Annotated in this window: 10 protein-coding genes; 4 read left to right on the plus strand and 6 right to left on the minus strand. The window is 49.7% G+C overall.

What is annotated here, in order from left to right; all coding sequences use genetic code 11:
• Positions 1 to 333: 333 nt before the first annotated feature.
• Together rlmB and EJO50_RS08785 are read right to left on the minus strand one after the other, a co-directional pair.
• Positions 334 to 1,074, minus strand: coding sequence for a 23S rRNA (guanosine(2251)-2'-O)-methyltransferase RlmB (gene rlmB, locus EJO50_RS08780; RefSeq protein ID WP_125973399.1), 741 nt, complete (start codon positions 1,072 to 1,074; stop codon positions 334 to 336).
• 85 nt (positions 1,075 to 1,159) lie between these two features.
• Positions 1,160 to 3,664, minus strand: coding sequence for a bifunctional diguanylate cyclase/phosphodiesterase (locus tag EJO50_RS08785; protein WP_125973401.1), 2,505 nt, complete (start codon positions 3,662 to 3,664; stop codon positions 1,160 to 1,162).
• A 170-nt stretch (positions 3,665 to 3,834) separates the two neighbouring features.
• Between EJO50_RS08785 and mfd the strand changes: the two genes are divergently transcribed.
• The 4 genes from mfd to serB all read left to right on the plus strand — a co-directional run bounded on the left by mfd (position 3,835) and on the right by serB (position 13,139).
• A complete protein-coding gene (gene mfd, locus EJO50_RS08790; protein ID WP_125973403.1) occupies positions 3,835 to 7,236 on the plus strand; it encodes a transcription-repair coupling factor in 3,402 nt (1,133 codons plus the stop codon).
• Positions 7,237 to 7,408: 172 nt separating this feature from the next.
• A complete protein-coding gene (locus EJO50_RS08795; RefSeq protein WP_125973405.1) occupies positions 7,409 to 11,473 on the plus strand; it encodes a DEAD/DEAH box helicase in 4,065 nt (1,354 codons plus the stop codon).
• 53 nt (positions 11,474 to 11,526) lie between these two features.
• Positions 11,527 to 12,222, plus strand: a complete 696-nt coding sequence (locus EJO50_RS08800; protein WP_125973407.1) for a YecA/YgfB family protein — start codon at positions 11,527 to 11,529, stop codon at positions 12,220 to 12,222.
• A gap of 77 nt (positions 12,223 to 12,299) precedes the next feature.
• Complete coding sequence (serB, locus tag EJO50_RS08805) at positions 12,300 to 13,139, plus strand: phosphoserine phosphatase SerB (protein ID WP_125973409.1); 840 nt, start codon at positions 12,300 to 12,302, stop codon at positions 13,137 to 13,139.
• Positions 13,140 to 13,241: 102 nt separating this feature from the next.
• On the opposite strand, the gene EJO50_RS08810 is transcribed toward serB, so the two are convergent.
• The 4 genes from EJO50_RS08810 to EJO50_RS08825 form a co-directional block, all read right to left on the minus strand.
• Complete coding sequence (locus tag EJO50_RS08810; protein WP_125973411.1) at positions 13,242 to 13,820, minus strand: hypothetical protein; 579 nt, start codon at positions 13,818 to 13,820, stop codon at positions 13,242 to 13,244.
• The gene (locus EJO50_RS08815) at positions 13,792 to 15,702 is read right to left on the minus strand and encodes a lamin tail domain-containing protein (protein ID WP_125973413.1); all 1,911 of its coding nucleotides are present in this window, start codon (positions 15,700 to 15,702) and stop codon (positions 13,792 to 13,794) included. Before EJO50_RS08815 ends, EJO50_RS08810 begins: the two co-directional genes overlap by 29 nt.
• 519 nt (positions 15,703 to 16,221) lie before the next feature.
• Positions 16,222 to 17,097 carry a zinc-dependent metalloprotease family protein gene (locus tag EJO50_RS08820; RefSeq protein WP_125973415.1) on the minus strand — a complete coding sequence of 292 codons (876 nt, stop codon included), beginning with the start codon at positions 17,095 to 17,097 and terminating at the stop codon, positions 16,222 to 16,224.
• A complete protein-coding gene (locus EJO50_RS08825) occupies positions 17,094 to 18,194 on the minus strand; it encodes a lamin tail domain-containing protein (protein ID WP_125973417.1) in 1,101 nt (366 codons plus the stop codon). The genes EJO50_RS08820 and EJO50_RS08825 overlap by 4 nt, the downstream gene beginning before the upstream one ends.
• Positions 18,195 to 18,275 lie beyond the last annotated feature (81 nt).

Below are 18,275 nucleotides of genomic sequence, written 5' to 3' on the forward strand. Positions count from 1 at the left end.
TCAACTACTAAATACGCAAATATAAAGTATTGGATGAAGCAGTTTTTACCCCGAAGGTGATCCTCCTCTTCATCCACAGCCAAAAGTGCAAAAGAAGAAGTTTTTCAAAAGAAAGCGATGCAAATCAAGAAATGGTATGGTGATATTTAGCTGAAGAAAACCATGATAAAGCGATAGCTAATAATAAATGCCTAATTCAAAGGTGCTAAAACGCAGGCACGAAGAGCACAAAAAAACAGATCATTTTTCACGGTTTTCTCCGTGAAACTCTGTGTTCTCCGTGCTCTCTGAGACTCAAGATTTTAGTTTGTTCGCTAGCCTGAGTTGCTACGATTACTTATTCATCTCCCGCTGACGACGGCTTTCAGCAAGGATAATTCCGCTGGCAACCGATACATTCAGGCTTTCTACCGAACCGAACATCGGAATAGATACCAATGTATCGCAAGATTCACGGGTCAGGCGGCGCATGCCCTCGCCCTCATTACCCAATACCCAGGCCAGCGGGCCGGTCTGGTTGAAATGGTGCAAATCGGTTTTGGCATCGGCATCGGTGCCCACAATCCATACATTCTGGTCTTTTAAGTCGCGTAAAGTGCGCGCGAGGTTAGTGACCATAATGTAAGGGATCACTTCTGCTGCGCCGCAAGCCACTTTGGATACGGTAGCGTTAATGCTGACCGATTTATCTTTAGGCGCAATCACGGCATGTACGCCCATGGCATCGGCCACGCGCAGGCAAGCCCCCAGATTATGCGGGTCAGTAATGCCATCCAGAATCAGTAAAAATGGCGGCTCGTTCAGGTCTTCCAGCACGTCTTCCAGCACCACATAGGATTTACCCGCGTCAATCATGGCGGCGACCCCCTGGTGGCGGGCGTGGCCTGTCATGCCATCCAGGCGCGCGGCATCGACCATAATCACATGCACGCCCTGCTGCTCGGCTAATTTCAGCAGCTCTTTTGCGCGTGGATCATTGCGGTTGCCATTAAAAAACAACTCTAAAACACTGTCAGGAAAACGCTTAATGCGCGAAGCTACGGCATGAAAGCCATGAATTAATTTTTTTTGCATTTGTTTCTATACCTACATAAATCGCCGATTATTTTTATAGATCACCACCAGCAAGTCCCATTTTGCAAGGAAATGAAGCGATGATTTATAAAACGGAACCTGCTGTTACCAACCCTTGCCGGGCCAGGTAAATCTCGAGATCGTCTGCCGCTAATGCACGCGAATATAAATACCCCTGCACGCTGTGGCAGCCACTTTTGCGCAAGAATAACATTTGTTGAGTCGTTTCAACCCCTTCACCGACCACAGAAAGGCGTAATTTACGAGCCATGGCAATAATTGCCTCGGTAATTGCAGCGTTATCGGTGTCCTCCGGCAAGCCATCAACAAATGAGCGGTCAATTTTTAGACTATCAATCGGAAAATGCTTCAGATTTGAAAGCGACGAATAACCCGTTCCGAAATCATCAATAGCCAGCATCACGCCCATGGCTTTCAGCTCATTTAAAGTCTGCACCGCACGCTGCGGATCTTGCATGATCATACTTTCGGTAATTTCAAGTTCCAAGTACACAGCAGCCAGGCCGGAGCTAGCCAGAGCATCTTTCACCTGTTGAACCAGATTAGCCTTTTGAAATTGCCGGGGAGATAAGTTCACAGCCACATGAGGGATGCTAAACCCTGCATCCAGCCAGGTACGCATCTGTCTGCACGCCTCGAACAGAACCCACTCGCCAATTGCAACAATCAAGCCGTTTTCTTCAGCCAGCGGAATAAAACTCGCCGGGGGCACCAATCCCAGACTGGGGTGGTTCCAGCGGATCAGGCTTTCCAAACCACTTAACTGCCCATTGCCCAAATCAATTTTGGGCTGATAATGCAAACAAAACTGCTTGCGCTCCAGAGCGTGCCGCAGGCCGTTTTCCATCATCAGATGCTCGAATGCCATCTCGTTCATATTGGCAGCAAAAAACTGCACATTATTTTTGCCGGTTTCTTTGGCGCGGTACATCGCCACATCCGCATTTTTAAGCAGTGCAGCAGGTGTTCTGCCATCGCTCGGGTAAACACTGATCCCGATCGAACAACTAACAAATAATTCCTGACCATTAATCAAACTGGGTTGAATCAAGGCCTGACGCAAACGTTCAGCCACCTGCCCCACCTGTTCAAGACAATCTGTGTTTTCCAGCAAAATAGTAAACTCGTCGCCGCCAATACGAGCCAGCACATCGCCCTCACTTAATGCATTTTGTAGGCGCTGCGCCACAATCACCAGCAGTGCATCCCCCACTTCATGACCCAGCGTGTCATTAATCGTTTTAAAACGATCCAAATCAATAAACAGTACGGCAAACTCACTCTCTTTTGCTCGCTGTACGGCGCTATGCAGCTGCTCTTGCAAAGCCATACGGTTATACAGACCGGTCAGCGGATCGTGATTGGCCAGGTAAAACAAACGCTGCTCTGCTTCTTTTCTATGGGTGTAATCAGAAAAAACACCAACATAATTACTCATACTTCCCCGATCATCACGCACAGCGCTAATGGAAAGCCAGGCCGGGTACATTTCGCCATTTTTACGCCGGTCTTCCATTTCTCCCTGCCAATGTCCATAAGTCTGCAACTCGGAGAGCATGGCCTTATTCACTTCCCGCCCATAGCCACGCTGATTGAACATTCGGGAAATTCGCCCAATTGCATCTGTAGAATCAAAACCTGTGATCCGGCTAAATGCGGGGTTAACCGCCACAATTTTAGCACTGGCATCTGTAATCAAAATGCCTTCACTGGCATTGCCAAATACCTGTGCGGCAAGCCGTGTACTCTTTGCCGCCACAAATTCTTCCTGATTTGAAGCAGCCAGTAGCACCCCCGTAACCACCACGGACAGCAGTAACAATAAATTTGATAACAAATTACCCGACCAGACCGGATCAGAATGAGAAAGAATAACCAGTAAGCCGACCACAATCCCCAGCAGCCCGTTGCCAACATGCCCTAAGCGCAGAGCAGACCAGATCATCAGCGGAAACAATAAAAACAGTAGCTCCTGATAACCATGAAACTGGCTCAATAAAATGGCACCAAAGCTGGCCATGCCCACAATCAGTACCATCTCCGGCAGGCGGGAAGGCCAAACTGTAGCGCGCTGATGTAATAAGCCCAGGCTCAAAGGAACCACAATCAGAATAAACAAGGCGTCCACCAGCCACCAGGAAACCCAGTCAGAAAAAAGGGTAGCAGCCAAAACAGGAAAGAAAACACTTTGAATCAAAACACCACAGCTGGCTCCAAAGAACGCCCCCACCAGAGGGCCCGCCAGAATTAATCGTAAGCTATCTTTCACCCTCAGCTCGCCATCCAGTACAAACCGGGGCAACAAAGACACAACCACCAAAGGCTGCAGTACACCAAGTAAAGAGAGCTGAACCACACCCCAGAAAGGGTAACCTTGCAAGACTGGCAATTGCCATGAAACCAATATTATCGTTAATAAAGTACGAGGCCCGCATAGTAGTAAGGCTGCAACACCGACACCGGTATGCAGGTTAAATAAGTGCTGTCCCGATGATAACTTCCAGCTAAGAAAACTAGACAGGCTATACACTGAAGCAATAAGAAGCTGCTGTAGCCATGGCCTACGCATTAATATTGCTCTCCCCAAACTAATTATTTTTTAGTGCCCAATAAGGCAAATCTAATATTTGGGAAGCATCATTAGATAGTTACCCAAAAAAATCAAGTCCCAGCTTTCTCAAACAGATCGGGCAGGACGGGTATAATCTGCCACTACGCTTTCTAAAAACGCCATCAGCCATGACACTACCTGCACTCCCCCTTAACAGCCAACGTACCCAAATCAATGCCTTACACGGCTCCGGAGATGCATGGGTTTTAAGCCATTACGCCAATATTTCACATCCTTTAGTGGTGTTTACGTCCAATGCGCAGGTGGCCAGCCGCTTAAAAGAGGAGCTGGCTTTTTTAGCGCCGCAAAAAAATATTGTCCTTTTCCCAGACTGGGAAACACTGGCTTACGATCACTTTAGCCCGCATCATGATTTGATTTCAGAGCGCTTAGCGGCGTTGTGGCAAATCCGTCAAAACCAGGCGGATGTGGTGATTGTGCCGGTACAGACAGCAATGGGTGTCTTACCCCCGGTAGAGTATCTTGCCGCCTACACTTTTTTTCTTAAGAAAGGCGAAAAGCTTGATGCAGATCAGCTGCGTGCTGATATGGCATTTGCAGGCTACAGCCACGTAACACAGGTGTATGGGCCGGGTGAGTTTTCTATCCGTGGCGGGCTGATTGATTTATTCCCCATGGGCTCTACCCTGCCGTTTCGGATCGATTTATTTGACGAGACCATCGAAACTATCCGCACCTTTGATGTAGATACCCAGCGCAGCCTCTACCCTGTGCCCGAAATCCGCCTACTGCCTGCACGCGAGTTTCCACTGGATGAAAAAGGCCGCAATCAGTTCAGGCAGCGCTTCAGAGAAATCTTTGAAGGCGACCCGAGTAAAGCCCGTATCTACAAAGAGATGGGTAATGGCGGCACGCCTGCTGGGATTGAATACTATTTACCGCTGTTTTTTGAGCAGACCGCCACGCTATTTGATTACCTGCCCAAAGACGCAGTTTTGGTGCAGCACGGCGAGTTATTGCAAGCGGCCGAGCAATTCTGGGCAGAAACCTCAGACCGTTACCGCAATTTATCCGGCGATAAAGAACGGCCGATTCTTGCTCCCAAAGATCTCTATCTCACACCCGATGCCCTATTTAGCGGCCTGAAAAAACACCGCCGTATCGAGTTTATTACCGGTGACTCAGCCTTCACTGCAGCTTTACCCGCTTTGAATGTGGACCGGCGCAGCGACAACCCAATCAGCAAACTCACTGATTTTATAGCCAGCTACAGCGGGCAGATTCTGCTCTGTGCAGAAAGCCTGGGCCGCCGTGAAACTATGGCGCAGTTTTTTGCCGAATATGCCTTAAAACCTAAGCTGATCGAAAGCTGGGCCAGCATTCAAGAAAGTAAAACAGATAAAGTACTCCTGACTGCGGCACCGTTTTATAACGGCTTTATTTTAACTAATGACTCTTTAGCCATTATCACCGAAGCCAATCTGTATGAGATAGTGGCGCAAAGCCGTGGCAAGCGTCAGCAAAAACGTAGCAATACAGATGCCATGCTGCGCGATTTATCAGAACTAAAAATTGGCGATGCCGTGGTGCACGAAGGCCACGGGATTGGCCGCTATTGCGGGCTCACCAGCATGGATTTGGGCGAGGGTGAAACCGAGCTGGTGGTGATTGAATACGCAGGCAGTGATAAGCTCTACGTGCCTGTTAGCCAGCTGCATGTCATCAGCCGTTATTCTGGTGGCAGCGCAGATGCAGCCCCCTTACATAAACTGGGCAGCGGCAACTGGGATAAATCCAAGCGTAAAGCCGCCGAACAAGTCAGGGACACCGCAGCCGAGCTGCTTAATCTTTACGCCCGGCGCGCCGCGCGTAAAGGCCACGCTTTTGAATGGGATTTTCACGACTACGCCGCCTTTGCCGCAGGTTTTGGCTTTGATGAAACCGCCGATCAGGCTGCAGCGATTGAAGCCGTTCTGATTGATATGCGAGTCGATAAGCCCATGGACAGGTTGGTGTGCGGCGATGTGGGCTTTGGTAAAACCGAAGTAGCACTGCGCGCAGCCTTTGCCGCCGTAGCGGGTGGCAAGCAGGTGGCCGTGCTGGTGCCGACCACGCTACTGGCCGAACAGCATTTCCAGACATTTAGCGACCGTTTTTCTGACTGGCCGATTAAAGTGGCTGAAATCTCGCGCTTTAGAAGCGCCAAGGAAGCCGCTACTACCATGAAAGGCATGGCAGAAGGCACGGTTGATATTGTGATTGGCACGCATAAACTGGTGCAGCCAGATGTGGAATTTAGCAAGCTGGGGCTCGTGATTATCGATGAAGAGCACCGCTTTGGCGTGCGGCAAAAAGAGCAGCTCAAAGCGCTGCGTGCCGACGTGGATGTACTTACCCTGACCGCCACACCGATTCCGCGCACGCTGGCGATGAGCCTGGAAGGCTTGCGTGACTTTTCCGTGATTGCCACCGCGCCGAATAAACGCCTGGCGGTTAAAACTTTCCTCGCCAAATTCAGCGACGGCATTATCCGCGAGGCGGTACTGCGCGAGCTAAAGCGCGGCGGGCAGGTATTCTTTTTACATAATGAAGTCGATACCATCGACAATATGCGCGAAAAACTCACGGCGCTCTTACCCGAAGCCCGCGTGGGCGTGGCACACGGCCAGATGCGCGAACGTGACCTTGAACATGTGATGCGCGACTTTGCCCAGCAGCGTTTTAATATTTTGCTCTGCACCACCATTATCGAAACGGGAATCGACATCCCCAATGCCAATACCATTCTGATGAACCGCGCCGATAAATTTGGCCTGGCACAATTACACCAGATGCGTGGCCGCGTGGGCCGCAGCCACCACCAGGCCTACGCCTACCTGCTGGTGCCCGAGCCGGAAGCCTTAACAGGCGACGCTAAAAAACGCCTTGAAGCGATTCAAATGATGGATGAATTGGGCGCAGGTTTTTATCTGGCAATGCATGATCTGGAAATCCGCGGTGCGGGTGAAGTACTAGGCGATTCACAATCGGGGGAGATGCAGGAAATCGGCTTCTCGCTTTATAGCCAGATGCTCAAAGAAGCGGTTAAATCGCTCAAAAAAGGGATCGAGCCTGATTTATCCCAGCCACTGGGCGTCACCACCGAAATCAATCTGCGTGCCCCGGCCCTGCTGCCCGCGGAATACTGCCCTGATGTAAACGAGCGGCTTAGCCTCTATAAACGCCTCGCCCATTGTGAAAGCAATGAGGATCTGGACGACCTGATGCAGGAATTGATCGATCGCTTCGGCCTTTTGCCCGCGCCTGCCAAAGTGCTGCTCGATTGCCACCGCCTGCGCATGATTGCAGGCACACTTGGTATTGCTAAAATCGACGCAGCCGACAACGCCATCGTCTTAAGCTTCACCACCAATACGGTAATTGAGCCGATGAAAATCATCAAGCTTATCCAGAACAAAAAGAATTACAAAATGAGCGGCCAGGATAAATTGCGTATAGAAGGCAACTGGCCGGAAAGCACACTGCGTGTGGTGAGAGTGAAAGAGCTGCTGCATGAGTTAAGCCATTGATCCCAAATCCGGCGCATAACCCAAACCCTGAACCACGGAAAAAACCGCTAAACAGGATATAACGAGTCCGGTTGGTCAGGTTTTTTCATGAATCACGATTAAAAAGCATCAATAAATTCGAAATGTAAGACGCTCTGGCCTTCACTTTACTAATGCTCATTATCAAGCTCCTATGCCACTGACTAAAAAACTCGAAGCCCTTCATCCCGATGACCTGCCGCTGATCTACGCCATGGCACTGCTGCAAGAGCCGATACCCCAGGTGCGGCTGATCACGCTGATGCAGCTGCGTAAAGAAAAAATGACCAGTGGCGGTGCTTATGATCAGCCGGGGGTTAAAGCGAGCCTCGCGCGGCTGATGCTACAAAAAATGGTCACCCTGCAAACCGGCATGGGCTATGTCATCGAGGATGAGTTTATTTTTCCTGCCCTGTTAAAGCTGAAACAAAGCGGCTGGCTGCCCAGCTGGGTAGGCAGTGCGCGTGATCTGCTGACCCAGCAGCACGAATATTCGCCATGGAAAAACTATCCGGAAGACTTCTGCCAGCGCGAAATTATGTTTTCCGCCTTTTGCGGGCAGTTTGAAATCATCAATGAATGGCGGCAGCGCCTTAGCCTGGACGATGGTATTGCGCAGCGCTTTTTTGCCAGCGACAGCGGCCAAGTTTTATTTGGCCTGCTCGATGAAGAAATCCAAAGCCAGCTTTTACATGATGCGTTACAAAGCAGTGCATGGCATCTGGCCGATTGCAGCGCCATTTACCAGTACACCGTCAGCTTGTTCGAGCAAAGCTTTTATGAATGGCCACAGCTGTCCGCACAACTTGCCGCCCATGCCCTGCTGCGCGGGGATCTGGCCCAGCTCAAGCTGATCCAGCAAAAAACCCCTGCGCAATTCTTGGCCGAAAATCTGGCCGCGCTCGCCACCCTGCGTGGCGAATACAGCATTGCGGTAGAAATCTACGACACCCTGCTTAAAGCGCTGAAACAGGCCAGCGGCAAGCGCAAATACTTTTTAAGCGCAGCCAATGGCCTGCTCTATACCGTGGCCCTGCTGGGGCTGAACACCCCTGTCAGCCTGAAGCTGGCCAAAGCGCAAGTCGATGATGGTTATAAGCAAAAACACGCTTATTGCTATTTTGCCTTGCATCCACTGGTGGATCACCTGGCGCAAGGCACACCGCTGGTCAGCACCCGCCCCAGCTACATTCATCAACCCAATGATTGCGATGGCCTGTTTGAAGCACTGGCTTTATTCTGGCAGGACGCAACGGTTGACGATGGCTGGTGTCAGAAACTTATTACCGCCAGAACAAAGGCCAGCAAAAATGGCTACCAATGGGTTGCTGCCGAGCTGGATGTGCTGCTGTTTCAGCAGTTTGGCCAGGCACTGCTCTACCCCGGATGGCATGCCCAGCAGCAACTTACGCCATTAATCTCGGCCATTAAGCGGGAAGAAGGCTGGCAACGCGCGCTTGTTGCCCTTAGCCAGCTCAAGGCAGGCGCGCCAGCCAACAGCAGCGATGTGCGAATTGCCTGGCTGATCGACGAGGATCACGGCGAGATCCGCATTGAGCCGCGCGAGCAAAAGAAAAGCACCAAAGGCATTTGGAGCAAGGGCCGGGCGGTAGCACTGCGCCGCCTGCTGCAAGAACAAGACACCTTGCCGGGCTTATCCGATCAGGACAAACGCGTCGCCAGCTGCATCAGAAAATCCTACAACAACTATTACGGCGGCAGTGATTACGAGCTGGATGCCGAAGCCGCCCTCGGTCATTTAATCGGCCACCCGGCGCTGTTCTGGTTTGATGCTCCCGATGTGCGCATTGATATTGCCAAGGGCGAAGTGGCGCTGCTGCTCAAAGAAAAACAAGGCCAGATCACCCTGCAGCTTGATCCCAATATGGATAGCAATGCAGCACTGGTATGGAAAAAAGAAACCCCTACCCGCTTGGTGATTTACAGCTCCAGCGCCGAAATCAAGCAAATCGCCGGCATTTTAGGCTCAGGCCTGGCCGTACCGGTGGCTGCCAAAGCGCAGCTGGTGGATGTCATTACCGCCATTGCACCGCATATTGCCATTCATTCCGATCTGCCCGAGCTGGCCGCCCATGTGGACAGCGTGCCCGCCAACGCCACGCTTTACGCGCATCTGTTACCGCTGCAAGAAGGCCTGCGCATGCAGCTATTGGTGCGCCCGCTAGCGAGTGGCTGCTGGATGACGCCCGCCAAGGGCAGCGTAAATGTGCTAGGGGAAATCGACGGCAAGGCGGTGCAAGCCGCCCGTGATCTGGCAGCAGAAAGGAAACGTCTGAAGCGCGTGGTCGATGGCTCACCGACCCTCAGCCAGGCCGAGCAAAATGGCATTGAGTGGGAGCTGTTCCACCCCGAGCTTTGCTTGGAGCTGCTGGCCGAGCTTAAAACCTTTGGTGACGACACACTGCAACTGGTCTGGCCCGAAGGCGAGCGCTTTCGCTTAAACAGCACGCGTGGCCTCGCACAAATGTCCCTTAGCGTCAAAAGACAGGGCGAGTGGTTTGTAGCAGGCGGCGAGTTAACGTTGGATGATGGCCGGGTGCTGGCGCTAAGAGAATTGCTGCAAATGATGGACAAGGCCGAAGGGCGCTTTCTGCCACTAGGTGACGGCGATTATTTAGCACTCACCGCTGCCTTTAAAAAACGCCTCGACGAATTACGTGTACTGGCCGAAGTCAATAAAGACGGCCTGCGTGTCAGCGCCCTCACCGCGCCGCTTTTAGCCGAGCTGGCTGCTGAAGTAGGCGATTTACAAAGCGATGCTGCCTGGCAAGAACAGGTAGCCAAGCTGGATTCACTAGCCGATTTTCAGCCCAAAGTGCCCTCCACCCTGCAAGCCACATTGCGTGATTATCAGCTGGAAGGCTTTCAATGGCTGTCCCGCCTCGCCTGCTGGGGCGTGGGCGCGTGCCTGGCAGACGATATGGGGCTGGGCAAAACCGTACAAGCACTGGCGCTGCTCTTAACTCGCGCGCCGCAAGGCCCGGCGCTGGTGATTGCGCCGCTGTCGGTGGCGCTCAACTGGCAAGCCGAAGCACTGCGCTTTGCGCCTACGCTAAGAGTACAAACTTACCACAATAATCGCAGCCTTACTGATCTTGGGCCGTTTGATTTAGTGGTCGCCAGCTACGGCATGTTGCAACAGGATGGCGAAGCGTTTGCGGCCCAGCACTGGCACACCGTGGTGCTGGATGAGGCGCAGGCGATTAAGAATTCCGCCACCAAACGCAGCCAGGCGGCGATGGCACTCAATGCCGATTTCAAAATCATTGCCAGCGGCACGCCGGTTGAAAACCACCTGGGCGAGCTATGGAATCTGTTCCGCTTTATCAACCCTGGCCTCTTGGGATCAAAAGAGCGTTTTGCCGCAAAATTTAGCGGCCCCATCGAGCGCGGAGACAAAACCGCCAGACAATATTTGAAAAAACTGATCCAACCGTTTATCCTGCGCCGCACCAAGACCCAAGTACTCAGCGAATTACCGCCGCGCACCGAGATCACGCTTAAAGTCGAATTATCCAAAGACGAGCGCCATTTATACGAAGCATTACGCCAAGAAGCGGTAGAAAAACTCGATACCGCAGGCACAGATGAAAACCGCGCCATGCGGGTGCTGGCCGAAATCACCCGTTTACGCCGCTTTTGCTGTAACCCTAAGCTCACGCTTCCCAATTCAACGCTGGAAGGCAGTAAACTCGCCGCCTTTAGCGAAATCACCGAAGAACTGCTGGAAAACAATCACAAGGCACTGGTGTTTAGCCAGTTTGTAGATCATCTGGCCATTGTGCGTAAATGGCTGGAAGAAAAAGGCATCAGCTACCAGTATCTGGATGGCAGCACGCCGGTGCTGGAGCGCAAAAAACGCGTCGATGCTTTTCAGGCCGGCATTGGCGATGTGTTTTTGATCAGCTTAAAAGCCGGTGGCACGGGCTTAAACCTGACCGCCGCCGATTATGTGATCCACCTTGACCCATGGTGGAACCCCGCCGTTGAAGATCAAGCGTCCGATCGGGCGCACCGCATGGGACAGCAAAGACCGGTCACAATTTACCGCCTAGTGGCGCAAGACACCATCGAAGAGCAAATTCTGTCCTTGCACGCAGAAAAACGCGATCTCGCCGACAGCCTGCTCGAAGGCGGCGACGCCACCGGCAAGATGGATACGGCAGCGTTATTGGGATTGCTACGAGGTGGGCAATAAAGATTTGGGTTTAAATCGCAAGCTAACTTTTTTAATCGAATTGGAAATACCGTATGTCTGCACTAAAACAAGCCGAACTAGAACGCCTTGATGCGTTTTTAATGTCTGAAGCCACTGGCGCAGAAACCATGGATCTGGAAATGATCGATGGTTTCTTTGTTGCGCTGGCGATCAGCCCAGAGCAAGCGCCGGAAGAAGAATGGCTGCCGCATATCTTTGAAGGGCAAGCGCCCGAATTCAAAGATGCGGCAGAAAAAGACGAGATTATCGAATTAATCCGCCGCCATCACGCCGCCATTCAAGCCGCGTTTTCACTCAAGGCGCGTAATAAAGAAACTGAAGAGCCTTTGTACGTGCCTATCGTTTTGCAAGACGAAGGCATAGATGAAAAATGGCGTGAAACACTGGGCGCTTATTGGGCTTCAGGCTTCAGAGCCGGTGTATTACTGCGCGAAGATTTATGGCAGGACACGCTGGATGAAAACGAAGATCTGTATGAAATCGTAGCCAAAATTCTGACCTTAGAGCTTGGCCATCATCCGGATGACGAAGAGCTGGTACTGAGCATTAAAGCCCGCGATCAACTGATCGACGAATTGCCATGGCTGATCGAAGACGTATTGCACTGGTGGCTGAATCAGCAATTTGGCAAGGTAGAAACCATTGTGAATGACGGCCCGAAAATTGGCCGTAATGATCCTTGCAGCTGCGGCAGTGATAAAAAGTTTAAAAAGTGCTGCGGGGCTTAATTTAATACAGGGAGTCGGGAGTGGGGAGTTTAATCCCCCTCCACTCACGACTCACGACTCAACCGCCGAGACCCAATATGTATCGTCTGATTATCCAAGCCCCGGAAGTCGCCACACAAAACCTGAAGCAACTGGCCCGTCTATCTGGCGCACACAGTATTGAAGCCATTCACCAGCAGGCGTTTCGTTTACAAGGCGCTGATATTGCAAATGAAGAAGCTGTTGCCGACTTTTGCGAATCCAATCAGCTTGATTTTGCGTTTATCCCGGAAGACACCCGCGTACAGGATATTGGCCTTGTAGTCATGGATATGGATTCCACACTGATTACCATTGAATGCATCGATGAAATTGCCGATATGCAGGGCATTAAAGCAGACATATCGGCCATTACCGCCAGCGCCATGCGCGGCGAAATCGATTTCAAGGAAAGCCTTAGCCGCCGCGTAGCACTTTTGGCAGGCCTTGATGAAAGCGCATTAGAGCGCGTTTATTCCGAGCGGCTTAAACTCATGGCAGGCGCAGAAGCCATGCTCAAAGGCTTTCATGATGCAGGAGCCAAAACACTTTTGATTTCTGGCGGATTCACTTTTTTTACCGAAAAACTGCAAGCCAGGCTGGGACTTACACGTACCATTGCCAATATTTTAGAAATTGAAAATGGCAAACTGACAGGCAAAGTGATCGGCAATATTGTGGATGCAGAGCGCAAAAAAACCGAGCTGATCAAATACCGCACCAAGCTTGGCTTGCGTGTTGATCAGGTTGTTGCAATGGGAGACGGGGCCAACGATTTACCAATGCTAAAAGAAGCAGGCTTTGGCGTAGCCTGCCATGCCAAACCGCTTGTGCAACGCGAAGCGCCATATTGTATTAATCAAGTGGGATTAGACGGCGTGCTGAATTACTTTATTTAAAGACCTGATAGACCCGAACCCAGGCCCTTAAACATATAGGATAGATATAGAATGGGCAAAGCGTTTTACTTTGCCCACGCTATATCGGCGCCAGCCATCAGCTCACTCACACCGCCCCTTGCGCGGCAAATAACGCAACCAGTCGGCCTTGATTTGCGCTTCTTGCGCCATGCCAGATACCACTTTAGATGCATCACGCGTTGCCAGCAGGCGCAAGCACCAGCGTGCCCCTGCCTGATCTTTTATCCGCATTTTGCCCGTAAATGGCTGGCTTTCATCACCCTGCACCAATAAAGCCTTACCGTCTTTAAAACCCAGCCGCCAGCCTTCATGCACCGCCGTCCCCGCATAACCACCTGCAATCAACTCCAGCCACAGCCGATCTCCCTTCAGTAAGCGCAAACGACTGACCGGCCCGGCTGGGTGTGGCGCACGCTCTGTCACCAGTTGCGTGCCTTTAGGCAGGGCGCGCCATGCCAGTGGCCAGGGCGACACCACGGCTTCGCCCTCTGCCAGCTTAAAATACGCCACCCCCTCTTTGAGCCTGGCCGATTCCACTTCACCAGAAAGGGGTTTTATCGCGCTTGCCCCACTAATCTGCAGCACGGCCCCTTGGGCAACCCCTGCCAAACACAGCAGTGCCCCCCCCCCCTTAGCGCGCACGGCGGCGTATCGCAGCAAAGAAGGCAGCAGAAGGTTTGGCCTCTACCGACCAGCGCTGCTTATCATTCAAAATTGGATTAATCGCCACTTTTGCACTCCTTTGCATTGATGCACCGCTATTACCACTCTCCACCCGGGCAAAAGCCAGGTTTAAATTAGCCCAGTCATTATGGTCACGCAAAACCTGCTTGTTACCATCATCGTTAATATCTAAAGCATAATTAACAGTGTTCTGCTTATTATCTAAATTCCAATCTGCATATACTCCTGCCAACCTACCCCGGCCAATTAGATTAGCCTCATTCAAACTATTTTCATCAAGGAAACTACCACTACCATCAGAATAATCAATACGGAAACGACTATCGCATGGGCCACCTTCAAGCTTACATAATGAGCCCCAATCAAAACCATTAGCTTCTTTGGCAAAGAAATAACGCTCCATACCCGATATTGATTTTGGTGTTGAACCCAAACCGTTTAACTGGTAAAGATAATTCATTACACTATAATAGTTAGGCTTATTATTAATATCTTCATTACCACCATGCTTCAATCCTAGGTTATGCCCCAGTTCATGCATAATAGTGCTTGCCTGATAATTAATTAATTGATTCATTTCCTCTGGTGAATCTGCATTCAAACCCCAATTACCTAAGGTAACAATAATATCATTGCCCGCAATTTCGGCATAACCCGAATAACTCGCTTTGCCATCAAGTTCTTGTGAATTACCCATCAATAAGTAATGAAAAACCTGCTTACGACGAATATCCATACTCAGATTTTTATAATCATAAATGGATGCACAATCTGCTAATGACTCTATTCCTAAACAAGCTTGATAAGCTACTTCATTCCTTGAATTTAAACGGCTGCCACCCAGATTAAAGTCTGCAGGGTTAAATTTTACATTGTATAAATTACCCGCATCAAAATGCACCGCAACATGATTTAATTTAAAAGCATCTACTACTTTTTGCAGTGCTTCTTTCGTTGGAATAATCCCCAAATCTGTCGATTTCATATGATCAATTTGGATAAAAATATCTGGCTGATTCGCCCTGGCCCCCATCGCATAATAATCAATCCCCCCAAATGTACCACCTGCCACTTCGGCATAATCAGGAATACCATCCTTATCATTATCTACGGCATTTTCGGGCACATCATTAGGGCCACCCGGGGTAGAAAACGGTACCACTGTCCAATCCTGTGCACTACGCGTATTCGCTTTAAGCGGCCCCAGACGCACCAAAGAATGGCCATAGTCCCAAACAAAAGAAGGAATGCTTACAGCACTTACCCCTTCCCAAGCGCCTGCAGTCAACGGCTGAGCCTGGTTATTGCCAAAGCGAACAAAATCAAGCGTTACACCACCTTTAACTAATTCAACAGCACCGCTACTTCCCCAATCAGGCACGCTGAACAGATTATTCACGTAAGCGATTTGATTTGCGCTCTGCATGGCATCATCGCTTTTTCCGGCCACAATAAAATATGCTCCCGGCTTGATCACGACTGTTTTTGGTAAATCAAACGATGTCCAGTTTGACCAAAGCGAGGTACGTAAACTGACCCCATCGAGAGATACATCCTGGGCACCGTTATTATAAATCTCTAACCAAGCGCCTTTAGCAGAACCATAATTACTCGATACTTCGCTGATGAGTAATGCTGAATCCAAAACAGGCTCCGGGGTGGGTGTCGGGATGGGCGGTAAAGTAGGCGCAGGGGTTGGAACAGTCGTCGGCACCGATGTGGGAGTTAATGTAGGTACAGACGTCGCAACAGGGCTACCCGTATCTCCCCCACCACCTCCGCCACAAGCCACTAATATGACGCTCAAACTTAAGCATGCCAAACGCGCACCGTACTGCTGAAAATGATCATTATTCATTTACTTTCTCAAGAGAATGACTTAGTCAAAAAAACGCACTTTCCCCAAGCATTATGCCAAGTTTGAGGATTTACTAAAATTTGCGCAATTTACACCAACGTCATTATCTAACCAATATTTTTTTGTATTAAAATTGCTAAAAATTGATTAAAAATAAATATCTCTTATTTAAAGTAAAAAAATATGCACAGCTCAATGCTCCTGATAATGACAAAGTTTCTCTGTCTACCCGCAGCCCGCTTATAACAAATCAAATATCTTACATTTGATTACTGGATATTTATAAAAAGATAAAGCTTTGATGGCCAGTTCGTTTTTCAAATCAAACAAAAAACAACTTTAAACCAACACCGACACAAAGAAAATATTCATATCCCACATAAAAATACCAAATTATATGTAAAAAATATTACTCTTCAATATTGCATAATCTATCTTTTATTAAGTATTAAGCTAATAAAATTCTAACTTAATCTGCAACGTTAAAGCATGCACGCCATCCAAGTGCTTTTATTTAAATTACTTTGCGTGTCCTTTAAGACTACCAATCAATTGAATCAGCCCTAAAGAAGGAGGCTGCTCAATTGCGGCCGGTTGCCTGTCCTGACTAAGCACATGAGAGGGTAAAAAAACGCGTCTTGATAATAAGCTAACACCATTATTGCCTGTGTTCTGCCGCGCAAAAGGCAGGTAGAGATTTGCCCAGTCGTTATAATCGCTTAATATCGAAAAACTGGAATCTTGATTAATATCCTTTATATAAACACTGGCATTTTGTGCACCATTGGTATTCCAGTCTGCGTAAGATCCATTATTACTTCCCCGGCCAATAATGGCAGATTCAAGCAAGCTGCTTTCATTTAAACTAATACCACTGCCATCGGAGTAATCCATTTTATAATTTGTACTACAGGGACTGGCATCAATATTACATATATTTCCCCAGCTAAAACCCAGTGCATTATTATTAAGATAATAACGCTGTGCTGCACTATTTGTTTTTGGATCAGACCCCAACCCCGGTAATTGATAGAGGTAATTCATTATGCTGTAATAATTAGGCTTATAATTACTGGGTTCATTACCACCATGTTCTAGGCTAAAATTGTGGCCTAGCTCATGCATAATGGTGCTGGCCTGATAATTAAGCAGCAAATTAGCATTACTGCCTGATCTACTGGATAAGCCCCAGCTCCCTAATGTCACCATTGAATCATTGCCATTGATTTCTGCCAAACCTGAAGATCCGGCAGAGCCATCTGACTCCTGTGAATTAGCCATAAGTAAATAGTGAAATATCGTTTTACGCCGGATATCCAAACTTGCTGATTTATAACTATATAAAGAAGCGCAGCCTGTTTTGCTATCTAAAGTCAAACATCTGGCATAGCTCACTGCATTAGCTCCCCCCCAAGCCCGCCGCCCAGATTAAACAAAGCAGGATTAAAATTTGCAGCATAAAGACTGCCGGTATCAAAATGAATGCTAAAGCCCCGGCTGGCAAATATATCGACTACTTTTTGCAAAGCTTCTTTGCGCGGGGTGATACCGGCATCGCTGGAAAGCATATGATCAACCTGCACAAAGATATCGCGTTGCCTGACTCTGGCACCCATCGCAAATAGATCCAGCCCTGCAAATGTGCCTCCCGCTACTTCTGCCGTATCTGGAATACCATCGTTATCGCTATCTGCCGCTGTAGCGGGCACATCATTGCGCCCGCCAGGAGTGGCAAAAGGAACCTGCAACCAGTCTGCTGCGCTGCCACTATTCGCTTGCAGTGGAAAAGGCCTGACAAGAGACTGACTATACGAAGTCGCTGGCATGGCAGCTACATTCAAGCCTTGCCACACGCTGCTGCTAAGCGGTGCCTGGCTGCTATTGCCAAAGCGGATAAAATCCAAAGTTGCCCCTGCAAAAGTAAGCTCTACAGCACCATTGGAATCCCAAAAAGGCACTGCCTCACCATTGCTGAGATAAGCCACCTGGCTGTTATTACTCACGCTATCGTCGATTTTGGCGATCACCACAAAATAGCCCCCGGCTGCCAGTGTGACGGCAGGCAGACTAAAACTGACTGGCGTACTGGACACCGTAAATGGCCAGGAGCGTAAACCAGAACGGGTACGCAGGCTTACTCCACTAAGCGACACAGCGCGGCTACCTGGGTTATGGATTTCCAGCCAAGCCCCTGCATTGGTCGAATCATTACTTGAAACTTCACTAATTAATAGGCCGGCACTGGCTGCTGTCACCGACTCGGGGACAGGGGCAGGACTAGGCACAGGGATAGGTACTAAGGTAGGAATCAAAGAGGGGCTAGGGCTGGAGCTAGGTAAAAAGCTAGGCACAGCCGTAGCCAGTGGCGCTAAGGTCGGTACAGTAATGGGAGATTGGCTTACAGCGGTTGTGGATTCTCCCGCCCCGCCGCCGCCACAGGCTGTTAATACAACTGTAAGCAACAAGATAGACACATACATAGTTGCTTTCATTAAAGCGGCCCTTTTCCCGTGATAAATATCAGCGCAAGCCTGCGCCCTCTTTTTACCATAGCAAACAGACAGTTTCCCGGC

The sequence above is a fragment of the Iodobacter ciconiae genome, assembly GCF_003952345.1.
In the GTDB taxonomy this organism is placed as follows: Bacteria; Pseudomonadota; Gammaproteobacteria; order Burkholderiales; family Chitinibacteraceae; genus Iodobacter; species Iodobacter ciconiae.